The following is a 12,671-nucleotide window of genomic DNA, read 5'->3' on the forward strand; positions in this document are numbered from 1 at the left end:
ACTGATTGAAAGGTAGATGACAATTTTGGATATACTCACAACTTTTATTTTTATGATTGTGATTGGTGCAGTAATAGGAGCGGCAACCAATCACTTAGCAATAAAAATGCTTTTTCGTCCGTACAAGCCATACTATTTATTTGGAAAACAACTACCCTTTACACCTGGGCTGATTCCAAAAAGAAGAAATGAAGTAGCAAAACAAGTTGGCGTTATGGTAATGGAGCATTTGCTTACACCTGAAGGAATTATAAAACGTTTTGACTCAAGAGAAGCGAGAGAACAATTATTAAAGTCAGCTCACCGATATATCGATAAAGGCTCCGAAATGGAGTTATCTGTGACAGCTTTATTGGACAGATTCGGCGTAACCGATGGAGCAACAAAAGCTGATAAATGGGTGAAGCAATGGACGGACGAGAAGTTACAGCATTTTTTAATGAAATATGACCATAAAACATTAGCAGAGCTGCTACCTGTTGAATTAGAAGAAAAATTGACAAATAAAATTCCTGATGTTGCCGATTATATTTTGGTGAGAGGTATAGGGTATTTTGAAAGTGCAGAGGGGAAAACGCGTCTCGGTAATATGATCGATGATTTCTTAAAAGAACGAGGAATGTTTGGCAGTATGATTCAAATGTTTCTTGGGAATTCGAGTTTAATTGATCGCGTACATCCAGAACTTATAAAATTTTTAAAAAATGAAGAAACAAAGCATTTTCTAACAGATTTACTTAGGAATGAATGGGACAAGGCAAAAAAGTATTCCTTACACGAGCTTGATGAAAAGTGGAATGCAAAGGAACTGTTGTTCAGTTTAAAAAGAGAGGTTCTTGTACATTTTTCTACTAAACCATTCTTTGATCAAACTGCGGGTTATTACGTGAAGGTTGTTTCTGATGATTTAAAAAACAAATATGCTCCGGTATTGATTGATAAAGGAATTGAAGCTCTTGCGCATGTATTAGATGGTTTATTAGCGAAGCTTCAATTTGAAGAAATCATTAAGGAACAAATAGAACATTTTCCACTAGAAAAAATGGAGGAGCTTGTTGTGAGCATCTCGAACAAAGAATTAAAGATGATTACTTTTTTAGGTGGATTATTGGGCGGAATGATTGGAGCCATTCAAGCCATTTTCGTCACTTTGTTTTAAAAAACAAAGGAAAATTGTATTTATTCTTTGTATATATGTGAAACAGTAGCCATAGTTTGTTATAGTGGAGTGGTGTCCGCCGATCATATCGGTGATAACGAACGGATAGAAAGGAGACATAACATGTCTGTAAATCTTTATGATGTCGCATATGACCTTGAAAAAGCACTACGTCATAGCGAAGAATATTCAACTTTAAGAAATCTTTATGATGAGGTTAATGCGGATGAATCATCCAAACGAATGTTTGAAAACTTCAGAGACGTTCAAGTGAATCTTCAACAAAAACAGATGACTGGACAGGAAATTACACAAGAAGAAATAGAACAAGCACAAAAAACAGTAGCACTTGTCCAACAACATGAAAAGATCTCTAAGCTAATGGAAGCTGAGCAACGTGTGAGTGTCCTCATTGGCGAAATGAATAAAATCATCATGAAGCCTCTTGAAGAGCTTTATGGAAATATTGAAGAAAACTAAAACAAAAAGGCGAGATCACTCGTCCTTTCAGATTATCGACAAAGGGCTAAAATGATGTTTATTTTAGCCCTTTGTCTTCTTTTCAGCGTGACCTGAAAACCCTTGAAGTCTAGGAAGGACGAGCACTGGAGCGGAGCGAATGTGAGATTCGTGAGCACAAGCGCGCAGACCTGACAACGAATGCGAGGGTTTGTCTGCACGCTGAAAGGGCGAGATCACTCGTCCTTTTTTTCTTGACTAATCAACAAAAAAATCATAAGAAAAAGACTTGTCGGAGATGAGAAATTCTGCGATAATATTTATTGAAAGTGCTTTCAATAAGTGCTTACGATGTAATGTTGGGTGCGTTCAAGGTGGGGGTTACGGCTTTTGGAGCCGAACAGGAGAGAAGCGTTTCTGGGAGAAAAACAAAGCATAAGGGGATCTTGATAAAGTAGTGCTTTGATAAACTTAAGTTTCATGATACTTAAGTTTAAGGGGAAAAAAGGGAACAAGACACTCCATTGATGCGCATCCAAAGAATACATAAGAGAAAAAAGCCTTGGGGTAGGCTTTTTTTATTTGATTTCTTTTTTACATTTAGAGCTTGAACTGCATGTTCTAAAGGATGGAGAAAGGGCATATCCTCATCTTAAGTACAGTCATCAAGAAGGGAGATGCCTCAGTGTCAAAACGATTACTTGCACTCAATATAGATGGAACGTTGCTTCGTTCCAACGGGAAAATTCATACAGCTACAAAGGAAGCTATAGAATATGTAAAGAAAAAAGGTGTGTATGTCACCATCGTGACAAATCGACATTTTCGATCAGCACAAAAAATTGCAAAGGCATTAAAAATTTCTTCTTCAACGCTTGTGACCCATAGTGGTGCATTTATTGCGGATAAACTCGACAAGCCTTTTTATGTAAAGAAACTCACCGAAGAGAAAACATTTAATATCGTTCAAATTCTTGAAAGCTATGATTGTAATGTGCGATTGCTACACGAGAAATTTTCAATAGGCAATCGTAAGAAAACAGAATCACAATTAGTAGGAAAAACACTTATTCATCCATCTGACCCGATTTTTTATCCTGTTCAATTTGTGGAATCACTAAGTGATATGCTGATGGATGAACCAATTAGTACACCGGTGATTGAAGTTTATTCTTCCGCAGAACTTCAATCTGACATTTATCAAACCATTAAACAGGCTTTTCCTACAATAGAACTGATAAAAATTAATAACGAAAAGATGAATATCGTTAGTAAAGGTGTTTCAAAGGAAGCAGGGCTATCTTTTTTAGCGGCAGAGTTAGGTTTAACATTGGAGGATACGGTCGTTATCGGACATGGAATAGATGACATCCCTATGCTTGAACTAGCTGGTCTAGGTGTTGCCATGGGTAATGCACCTAACGAAGTAAAACAAAAAGCCGATTGGGTGACAAGATCAAATGATGAGTTAGGCGTTGCATACATGATCAAAGAGTATTTCAGAATGCAGCAGCGAGAAGGGTTTCTGCACCAATTTGACATCAAAAGATAGATGGATAAAGACCCTTGCAATCTCTTGGTTGTCAGGGTCTTTGTCTATGTGCTTCATTGCTTTTCATGTATGAATTTTGTAAAATGAAACAAGTTTGAAGATAAAGGTGAGTTTATATGCGAATTTTAATAGAAGGGCTTTCAGATGATCGATTTCATCGACCGCTTGTCAATATTGCCAACCTGTTTTATGAGGACAGTGAGGTTGTGTTTGATACATCATCTGAAGCAGATATCGTCATTCATTTAAACTGGAAGGATATTGGGGGAGTTGTCGAAGCTTCTGGACATATTCCTCATTCTGAGATCAAAAGTCATTTCTCAAAGGAAATTCCTGCCGTTCTTAATGAAAAAGAACGATTGAAACAAACGAAACATATTGTGTCATATGTGTATTTAAATCTTCTTCAAGATCATTCTGGGATGATTCAGAAGTGGGGGATTCTCACAGGGATACGTCCAACGAAGCTGCTTCATAAAAAGCTAAGAGAAGGTATGAGCAAAGAAGAGGCGCATACAGAATTAAAACGTGATTATTTAATTCATGATGAGAAAATTGAGTTGATGCAGGAGATTGTGGATCGTCAATTAAATGCCATACCTGATCTGTATGATCTTCAGAAAGAAGTCAGCATTTACATCGGCATCCCATTTTGCCCTACCAAGTGTGCATACTGTACATTTCCAGCCTATGCGATACAGGGACAGGCTGGCCGAGTAGGTACTTTTTTGTGGGGGTTGCATTATGAGATGCAGCACATCGGTTCGTGGCTAAAAGAACATGGGATTAAGGTGACGACTGTTTATTTCGGTGGAGGGACTCCAACGAGTATTACGGCGGAAGAGATGGACTTATTATATGAAGAATTATATCGTTCTTTTCCAGATGTTAAAAACATTCGTGAAATCACAGTCGAAGCGGGAAGACCAGATACAATTACCCCGAAAAAATTAGAGGTGCTGAATCGCTACAATATTGACCGAATTAGTATTAACCCACAATCTTATGAAAATGAGACGTTAAAAGCGATCGGGCGGCATCATTCAGTGGAAGAAACCATTGAGAAATACCATTTATCAAGACAATATGGCATGCACAACATCAACATGGATTTAATCATTGGATTACCAGGTGAAGGGTTAAAGGAATTTCAGCATTCTTTGAATAAAACGGAGGAGCTGAACCCAGAGTCCTTAACTGTACACACACTGTCATTTAAAAGAGCATCTGAGATGACGAGAAATAAGGACAAGTACCAGGTTGCGAATCGAGATGAAATCACGCGTATGATGGATGAGGCGGTTCATTGGACAAAAGAACATCAATATTATCCTTACTATTTATATAGACAGAAAAACATTCTCGGTAACTTAGAAAATGTCGGGTATTCTCTAGAAGGAAAGGAAAGCCTGTACAATATCATGATTATGGAAGAAGTGCAGACGATTATTGGACTTGGGTGCGGAGCAGCAAGTAAATTTATTGATCCTCAATCGGGGAAAATCACACAATATGCCAATCCGAAGGACCCAAAATCATATAATGAACGTTTCAAGCATTACACAGAAGAGAAAATTAGTTTCCTCGAATCATTATATGTATCTAAAGTGTAAACACTGCGATGACGCAGTGTTTTTTTATTGGCAAAAGGGGTCTAGCAGGTGTCATAAAGCATTTCAACCAAATACCTTCATGGTTTAAGCACTATGAATCATTCATTGAGTGGGAGAGAGCGAACAATATTTCAAAGTAACAAATGATTTCAGACGTGTTTTTAAAGATCAACATGAGCACCATTTTTTACTTTAACAAACCTTGATCATGCACATGGAACAGGTGCTACGAATTTAAAATTATCGTCTTACCAAAATCAAATAATTCTTGGATCATTAAAAGCACCTATAGAAAAAACAAACAGCGTTTCAGCAATTTTTCTAAAGAAAATAAAAGGGACCCTGCGAATATGGGCCCCTTTTTTATAATTAGCTTGTGCTTTCCTTTTTGGCTTTTGGTTTTACGTCTGGTTTCCATTTGAATATTTTGTTCAACACATTGTAGATGCTCTTCGATTCTTTTGTGACGAACGGTCCTAAAATGGCTAATATGAGTACATATAAAGCGGCAAATGGCTTTAATGTTGCAGCAAGTCCACCTGCAATTCCTAACTCTGCGACAATGATTGAAAACTCACCTCTCGAGACGATTGTTAGTCCAATATTTGAGGAAGCTTTATGAGAAAAACCGGCTCTTCTGCCAGCAAACATTCCGGCTGTGAAGTTTCCGACTAAGGTAAGCACTACAGCACCAATGGCTAGCCAGAAAGCATCGCCTAACGTGAACGGGTCGATGCTCAGTCCAAAGCTGAAGAAGAACATTGCACCGAAGAAATCTCTAAATGGTACAACAAGGTGTTCAATTCGATCTGAGTGCTCGGTTTCAGAGAAAACAAGACCAAGCAAAAGTGCACCGATGGCTTCAGCTACATGGATCGTTTCTGAAAATCCAGCCACAAAGAATAACGCTGCGAAAATCACGATAATGAAAACCTCATTTGATCGAATATCGAAAATTTTATTTAATAATTTTGGCAGCTTTCTTGCAATGATGAAGAAGAGCATCATGTAACCAAACGCAATCAGAATAGACAGTAACGCCCCGCCGACAGACGTCGCGTCTCCAAGTACAAGTCCTGACACAACGGATAAATAAACAGCGAGGAAAATATCCTCGAACATAATAATCCCAAGGATTAATTCAGTTTCAGGATTGGCTGTACGTTTTAAATCCACAAGCACTTTTGCAACGATTGCGCTTGAAGAAATGGTGATGACACCCGCCATGATAAGTATCTCGAGGAAACCAAAGCCTGTGATAAATCCATACAGAAGACCTAAACTAAAGTTGATCAAAATATAGATGGATCCACCGACAGCGATCGACCTGCCTGATTTTATTAATTTACCAACAGAAAATTCAAGTCCAAGATAGAAAAGAAGGAAGAGCACACCCATTCTGCCAAAGAAAGAAATGATCTCTGTACTTTCAATAAATTTCAAATCAATCATACCGATGGTGGGAGCGTGAGGACCAACGATCATTCCGAGAACAATGAGAAACGGAATGATCGAGAATTTAATTTTATTGGCGATTAAGCTGGCAATGGCAATCAGAATAAGCGCAGTGCCAACCTCTAAGACTAAATGATCCATTCTCTAATCACTCTCCCCCTCTAGAAAGAAAATCACGAATTAACCGTTTCAAGTGTTTTCTTTCGCCTGAAATAACCATCGTATCATTTGCTTGGATGATGGAGTCGGCACCAGGGTTTAGCAATTTTTCATTTGTATGTTTAATAATCGCAATGACTGTTACTTCATAGTTTTGTCTGACATCTAAATCACCAAGAGTATGACCAACAGCCTTTGCTTCTTTTTCGACTTTAAACCATTTAATGACAAGGTCATTGAATGCCATTTCAATGCTTTCTAATGCTTGAGGCTTGTAAACCATTCCACCTATAATAGCAGCAATTTGACGAGACTCAGAATCATCGAGTGAAATCGTAGACAACACTTCTTCCGGATCATCATCGTCAAAACGATAAATTTCTCTTCTGCCATCATCGTGAATAACGATCGTCATCTTTTCTTTGTTTCTCGTTTCAATTTCAAATTTCTTTCCGATCCCTGGTAAATCATTTTCTTTAATATTCATTTTATCCCTCCGAAGAATATAGATTTAGCGTCATTCTTATTGTGTATCCGGATGTAAAAGCGGAATAAAATGAATTAGTCGAGGTAATTAGATTGGTATTTTATTGGGATCGCACACTTCATTTCCAAAAAGCAAAGATCGTTGGATAACGCCTTTGATTGATCGGCTTGTAATGAGATAGCCTTAGAGGCGATAAAAGATAATCCGTAGTTTTGCAAAATTGAAGAGGTGTATTGCTTTGGAAATGGAGGTGTTTTGACAGAGTCAATCTCTTCATCGTAAGTCGATAGAGAGATCATATTCGTCATAATCGTTTCAGCCTGAGAAGCAAAAACGACATTTGAAAAGGGAGAAAACATGACGATGAAACTAATCAACAAGCCAATGAACCATCTTGTCAAAAATCCTCCTCCTTTCAAATATTTTATATTTCTTCATTTACTATATAAAAATATATTTCTTGTTTCAACATTTATGCTTTTTTAGTATCAACTGATCTTGAAATTTTTATTGTCAGGAGACAAGGAATCAGGTCATTAAAGAGGGAAGTAGTCATTAACTCGCATAATAGAGGGGGATGGATGATGAAGTATATACAAATTAGGGAAAAAGGGTACGTATTTGAGATCGTATTGAACAGATCTGATGCGTACAATGCCTTTCATGAGGAGATGTTTGCTGAGTTTAGAGAGGCATGCGAATTGGCGTCTGACAGTGCTGCGACCATCGTCATTTTACGAGGAAACGGAAAGGGCTTCTCAGCTGGCGGAGATATTGGGATGATGCTTAGGCAACAAAGCGAAGAGGATTTTCATAGAGTGATGGATTTAATAGAGGGGATTACACTTAAACTTGCAGGGATGAAAAAATTGACCATCTCTCTTGTACATGGTGCAGCAGCAGGTCTCGCTTTTAGTTTTGCGCTAAGCTGTGACTATTTGTTTTTGCATAAGGATGCAAAGCTGGCGATGAATTTTAATGGGATTGGTCTAATTCCCGATGGTGGTGGTCACTTTTTCCTCACAAAAAGAGTAAGCGAACAGGTTGCAAAGCAACTTATTTGGAGCGGGAGAAAGGTATCCGCTAAAGAAGCACTCGAGTTACAACTAGCAGATGGGGTATTTGAACAAGAGACAGAAGCCTATCAAGAAGAATGTATCAAACCATTTTTACAAATGCCTATACACGCTTTTTTAGAAACAAAAATGCTCTACTATCAGCAAACCGAGGCTCAGCTACAAGCGATTTTGCGTCATGAACGTGATGCACAGGGGAGGCTCAGACAAAGTAAGGATCATCATGAAGGAATTCAGGCATTTATTGAAAAAAGACAGCCCATTTTCCAGAGATCCTAAAAATGAACCCAAAGAGCCGGTCGGAGCCGGCTTTTTATCGTTCAAATAAAATGAGCTTCCCAGCGTCATTGACAAGTCGATGAGAGTGCTTTTCATAGTGATGTTCTTTTAGCAAATCCAGTCCAATTTCTTTCGCCTTGTCATCATTTTCAGCAAGCACTTTATCGTTCATCAAGGTGTTGCCTGATGAATCAAACACTGTTAAAAAATACGTATTTGCCATGAATTTATTCCCCTTCCTCGTTCCTATCCTCATGTATTAGGCAATTTCTTTATCAAAACCTTCTTTTTAGAGAAAAATCGTTCCAAAATGTAGTTTTCTAAAATAAAGAGATAGAACGTGCATTCGTAAAAATGGCATGATAAAATATGGACAACAAAGAAAAGTACAAGGAGATATACGGTTGACTAAGCTAAATTTTATTCATGCTGCTGATCTTCATTTAGATAGCCCGTTCGTCGGCATGTCCCATGTGCCGAGTCAAATCTTTAAACGTTTAAAAGAAAGTACGTTTCAAAGTGCAAAAAAAATATTTGCTCTAGCAATTGAGAAGCAGGTTGACTTTGTTTTATTAAGCGGAGATGTATTTGATGAGGCAAATCGAAGCTTGAAGGCACAGTTTTTTTTAAGAAATCAATTTCTCAAGCTACAGCAACACGGAGTGAAAGTATTTCTGAGTTATGGAAACCATGATCATTTGGGCGGTGAATGGACGAAAGTCGAATGGCCTGAGAATGTGTATGTGTTTCCAGGTGGTATGCCAAGTGAACGCTCCTTTTACAAGGATGGTGTTCATGCAGCAAGCATTTATGGGTTTAGCTATGAGCAAAGGGCTGTCACTGAAAATATGGCGCTTCATTATGAGAAAACGACAGATGCTTTATTTCACATTGCAATGCTTCATGGCACACTATCTGGCATTGAAGGGCATGATGATTACTCGCCATTTCAGGTGCATCAGCTTCTTCAAAAAGATGTTGATTATTGGGCGCTCGGACACATACATAAACGCCAGATTATACACCACGATCCTTTGATTGTGTATCCTGGAAATACACAATCAAGGCATGTAAAAGAGACTGGTGAGAAAGGCTGTTACCTTGTGCAGTTAAAAAAGGATGAATCAGAGATTGCATTTATTCCTTGCTCAGATGTGATCTTTGATACGCTGTACATTGATGTATCCGATACTAAACATATAACACAGCTTGTGTCCCTCATTGATGCAAAAATAGATGAGCTCAAGCAAAACAATCTTGCATACTGCGTGAGGGTGAACTTGAACGGCGATGCACCTGCATACTTTGAGGAAGCATCCCTCGATGTCATGGAAGAGCTCCTAACTGTATTTCGCGAACAGGAGGAAGAAGAGGAGTGTTTTGTTTGGGTGACAGCCCTAGAGAACCTTACAAATACACAGGTCATATTACCAGATGATTCCTTTTTAAAAGAGCTCACGAAAGAAATTGAACAATTTAACGAGTATGATCAATTGCTTGAGCCAGTGAGGCGTCATCCGATATTTAGGAAAGCGGGTCCAATCTTAACAAAAGAAGATGAAAAGGACATCCAAGAAGAAGCGCAAAGACTATTAAATGAACAGCTAAGGCAGTTGTAAGAAAAGGAGAGGTTTCATGAAAATTATTTCACTGCACATTGCTCATTTCGGGAAATTTTCTAATCGAACCTTTCATTTTTCTGATGCTGATTTTCAGCTAGTTTACGGATTAAATGAATCAGGGAAAACGACATTAAAAGCATTTATCGAAGCGATGCTATTTGGCTTCCCTAAAAATAGCGTTTATAAGCCGAAAAACTCTGCGTTTTATGGAGGATCATTGACATTCGTTGACCACCAAGAAGGTGTGTTAAAAATAGAGCGGACGGCTGAAAATAATGGAAAGGCAAAAGTTATTTTAGCAGATGGTGAGATAAAGGATGAATCCTATCTTCACACAGTATTAAAAGGGACTGATCGAAGGCTGTATCAATCGATATATTCATTTGATGTATTTGGCTTGCAAAATGCACATGAGTTAAATCAAGATCAAATAGGTGAGTTTTTGCTTTTTTCAAGCCTGTTTGGCTCAGATGCTGCCTCTAAAATGGATAGTCGTTTATTAAAGCAGCAAGAGGCATTATTTAAACCGAATGGGAGAAAGCCCGAACTAAATCAAGAGCTAGATCGCCTAAAAGACATTGCAACAAATTTGAAACAGGCAAAAACAAAAGAAGGACGTTATACCGAAAAATGGGATGAGCAAGTAAAATTAATTGAGCAGGTGAAAGATCTTCAGGAAGAAGCAGCGCATGTAGAAGCAAAGATTGACAAGGTGACGGAGCAGATTCGTTTGTATCCACTCATGCAACAAAAAGTGAATCTAAAAAAAGAACTGGCAGCGTACACTGGGCGAGTCAAACAATTTAAACAAGAGACGGTATATGAGCTTGATAAATTAGAATCACATGTACATCCGCAAAAAGCGCAATTGACCGCATTAAAACAAAAATTACAGCATTTGCAAACATCCTTCGATAAATTGAAACCATTATATGATGAAAATATTTTTGTAGAAATGAGAAGATTGATTGAAGCTTATCCAGACTTTGAACAAACAGAAAAAAGATTATCAGTATTGAGCTTGCAAGCAGATCCAATGGCGGAAAAGATAGAAGCTGTTTTTTTGAAATTGAAGCTTGGTGATCATCGAGATAGTGTAGAATTGGATGATTCACTTGATTTTGAGTGGGAACTAAAACAAGCTGTAGGACAATATCTCAGGTTACTAGATAAGAAGGTTCAGCTCGATGAACGATTTGATCATGCCCGCCATGAGCTTGAAGAAGCCGAAGCCATGTTGAGTGGTCTGAAAGAGCAAATGATACCTTATCTTGAAGAAGGACAATCGGGAGTAAGAACAGCAAAAGGAAGTAGAAAAGGTAGGAAGCACAGTGTATATCAAAAGTGGATGTTTCAGGTAGTGTTTGCATTAGATATCGCAATTCTGCTTGTCTTATTGTTCCTACAGCAGTGGTGGTTAACCGTCTTATTCACAGGTTTTTCTTTTCTCGTGTTATTTATTGTTTACCAATCTGTTAAACTTGTGCAAACGAGGGCAAATGATGTCTCTGAAGGATCAGAAGAGCTGAGAAGACAGTTCAGTTCTTCACAGATGCTTGTGAAGCAAAAAGAACTTTTCTATGAAAAGATCATACGTCAGTACGAAGAGTGGGAAAAAGAACTAGAACCGACTCAGCAGAAGCTAGAGCAAATGAGAATGGAGTTAGGGCTACAGACGGAACTTTCATACTTAGACGAGGCATTTCAATTGTTAAAGAAGCTCAAAAAGGACACTGTTACATATCAACAGATAAAAGAAGAAATAGTAGATATGGAGAAAAAAAAGAATCTCTATCTGGAAAGGGTGACTGCTTTACTTCATCACCTACAGATGGATGCAAAAGAAATATCACCAGTTATTTCACACTTTCAGCAGCTATTGAATGATGAAAACAATCGGCAGAAGACGTGCCAAGAATTGAATGTCTCAATTCAGCATACGAAAGAACAATTAGCAGAGCTGGAAGGGGAAGCACAGTATTATGAAAGAGAAATGAATCAGCTATTTGCCCATGTTCAAGCCGATTCAAAAGAAGATTTCTTAAAACTATCTCAATTGTCAAAGGAATATCGTGTTCAGCTCCATCAATTGCAACAAGTAAATGGAGAATTGAATCGAAGTGACTGCTTGATTGATGAATCTCTTTTATCAAATGGAATTGAACAGCTAAAACAAAAAAATGTTCGGGCAAAAGAGCGCTTAAAGGACATTCATGAAGATGTTGAGAAGAAACAGGAGGAACTTGCGGAGCTGTCTGTTGAAATCAGGCAGCTTGAGGCTTCAGGAACAGTATCTGATTTAACACATCAGCTTGGCGTAGATCAGGAACGTGTTAGACATCTGACGAAGAAATGGGCAGCTATTCAGCTTGTACGTACTGTTATCCATTCTAAGTTAAGTGAGCACAAAGAAACGAGATTACCAGCTCTCTTAAAGACCGCCTCCAGCTTTTTAAAACCATTGACTGATGACCGCTACACAGCTATTTATTTCTCAAAAGAAGATGATCGTTTAATCGTGGAAAGGTGTGATGATCAGTCCTTTCGTGCGGAGGAGTTGTCACAAGCGACATGTGAACAGCTTTATCTGTCCATACGATTTTCGTTAGCCTTGTCACATCAAAATGAATGTCATTTGCCATTTATGATGGATGACAGCTTTGTCCATTTTGATCACCGTCGGCTCAAACGAGTAATGGGCCTAATCAGCGAGTTGACCAAATCTGAAACACAACTATTTTATTTCACCTGTCACGAGTCGATGAAACAAACTACTTTAAAAGAGCAGATTACGAGTTTAACGGTTTGAA

11 protein-coding genes and 1 pseudogene are annotated in these 12,671 nt (G+C 38.2%); 8 read left to right on the forward strand and 4 right to left on the reverse strand.

Annotation, left to right across the window (positions count from 1 at the left end):
- Positions 1–25 precede the first annotated feature (25 nt).
- From ACQKEZ_RS10955 to ACQKEZ_RS10975, 5 genes and pseudogenes are all read left to right on the forward strand, one after another.
- Entirely contained in the window at positions 26–1,159 is a 1,134-nt protein-coding gene (locus ACQKEZ_RS10955; protein ID WP_427300741.1) for a DUF445 domain-containing protein, read from the forward strand.
- 123 nt (positions 1,160–1,282) lie between these two features.
- Entirely contained in the window at positions 1,283–1,639 is a 357-nt protein-coding gene (locus tag ACQKEZ_RS10960; protein WP_427300743.1) for a YlbF family regulator, read from the forward strand.
- A gap of 664 nt (positions 1,640–2,303) precedes the next feature.
- A complete protein-coding gene (locus ACQKEZ_RS10965) occupies positions 2,304–3,170 on the forward strand; it encodes a Cof-type HAD-IIB family hydrolase (RefSeq protein WP_427300744.1) in 867 nt (288 codons plus the stop codon).
- Positions 3,171–3,286: 116 nt separating this feature from the next.
- Positions 3,287–4,783: a coproporphyrinogen III oxidase gene (locus tag ACQKEZ_RS10970; protein ID WP_427300746.1), complete on the forward strand. Its 1,497-nt coding sequence runs from the start codon at positions 3,287–3,289 to the stop codon at positions 4,781–4,783.
- A gap of 71 nt (positions 4,784–4,854) precedes the next feature.
- A pseudogene (locus tag ACQKEZ_RS10975) lies at positions 4,855–5,108 on the forward strand (ornithine monooxygenase); the annotation flags it as partial.
- Between the two features lie 44 nt (positions 5,109–5,152).
- Here the strand turns inward: ACQKEZ_RS10975 and ACQKEZ_RS10980 are convergent.
- From ACQKEZ_RS10980 to ACQKEZ_RS10990, 3 genes are all read right to left on the reverse strand, one after another.
- Positions 5,153–6,379, reverse strand: coding sequence for a cation:proton antiporter (locus ACQKEZ_RS10980; protein ID WP_427300748.1), 1,227 nt, complete (start codon positions 6,377–6,379; stop codon positions 5,153–5,155).
- Positions 6,380–6,386: 7 nt separating this feature from the next.
- On the reverse strand, positions 6,387–6,884 hold the full coding sequence (locus ACQKEZ_RS10985; protein ID WP_427300749.1) for a cation:proton antiporter regulatory subunit: 498 nt from the start codon (positions 6,882–6,884) through the stop codon (positions 6,387–6,389).
- Positions 6,885–6,958: 74 nt separating this feature from the next.
- Positions 6,959–7,285 carry a potassium:proton antiporter gene (locus ACQKEZ_RS10990; RefSeq protein ID WP_427300750.1) on the reverse strand — a complete coding sequence of 109 codons (327 nt, stop codon included), beginning with the start codon at positions 7,283–7,285 and terminating at the stop codon, positions 6,959–6,961.
- 180 nt (positions 7,286–7,465) lie between these two features.
- Here ACQKEZ_RS10990 and ACQKEZ_RS10995 point away from each other — a divergent pair, with 180 nt between their 5' ends.
- On the forward strand, positions 7,466–8,239 hold the full coding sequence (locus tag ACQKEZ_RS10995; RefSeq protein ID WP_427300752.1) for an enoyl-CoA hydratase: 774 nt from the start codon (positions 7,466–7,468) through the stop codon (positions 8,237–8,239).
- Between the two features lie 34 nt (positions 8,240–8,273).
- Here the strand turns inward: ACQKEZ_RS10995 and ACQKEZ_RS11000 are convergent, their stop codons facing one another.
- Positions 8,274–8,462 carry a YhzD family protein gene (locus ACQKEZ_RS11000; protein ID WP_427300754.1) on the reverse strand — a complete coding sequence of 63 codons (189 nt, stop codon included), beginning with the start codon at positions 8,460–8,462 and terminating at the stop codon, positions 8,274–8,276.
- A 181-nt stretch (positions 8,463–8,643) separates the two neighbouring features.
- Here ACQKEZ_RS11000 and ACQKEZ_RS11005 point away from each other — a divergent pair, with 181 nt between their 5' ends.
- On the forward strand, positions 8,644–9,858 hold the full coding sequence (locus tag ACQKEZ_RS11005; protein WP_427300756.1) for a metallophosphoesterase family protein: 1,215 nt from the start codon (positions 8,644–8,646) through the stop codon (positions 9,856–9,858).
- A gap of 16 nt (positions 9,859–9,874) precedes the next feature.
- On the forward strand, positions 9,875–12,670 hold the full coding sequence (locus ACQKEZ_RS11010; protein ID WP_427300758.1) for an AAA family ATPase: 2,796 nt from the start codon (positions 9,875–9,877) through the stop codon (positions 12,668–12,670).
- Position 12,671: the final 1 nt, after the last annotated feature.

The organism is Bacillus sp. NPDC077027 (genome assembly GCF_050269555.1).
GTDB lineage: Bacteria > Bacillota > Bacilli > Bacillales > Bacillaceae > Bacillus.

Excerpts from the sequence above, each read along its gene's own strand:
- ACQKEZ_RS10960 (WP_427300743.1), top strand. The coding sequence starts at position 1,283 with ATGTCTGTAAATCTTTATGATGTCGCATATGACCTTGAAAAAGCACTA.
- ACQKEZ_RS10970 (WP_427300746.1), top strand. The coding sequence starts at position 3,287 with ATGCGAATTTTAATAGAAGGGCTTTCAGATGATCGATTTCATCGACCG.
- ACQKEZ_RS10980 (WP_427300748.1), bottom strand. The coding sequence starts at position 6,379 with ATGGATCATTTAGTCTTAGAGGTTGGCACTGCGCTTATTCTGATTGCC.
- ACQKEZ_RS10985 (WP_427300749.1), bottom strand. The coding sequence starts at position 6,884 with ATGAATATTAAAGAAAATGATTTACCAGGGATCGGAAAGAAATTTGAA.
- ACQKEZ_RS10995 (WP_427300752.1), top strand. The coding sequence starts at position 7,466 with ATGATGAAGTATATACAAATTAGGGAAAAAGGGTACGTATTTGAGATC.
- ACQKEZ_RS11000 (WP_427300754.1), bottom strand. The coding sequence starts at position 8,462 with ATGGCAAATACGTATTTTTTAACAGTGTTTGATTCATCAGGCAACACC.
- ACQKEZ_RS11010 (WP_427300758.1), top strand. The coding sequence starts at position 9,875 with ATGAAAATTATTTCACTGCACATTGCTCATTTCGGGAAATTTTCTAAT.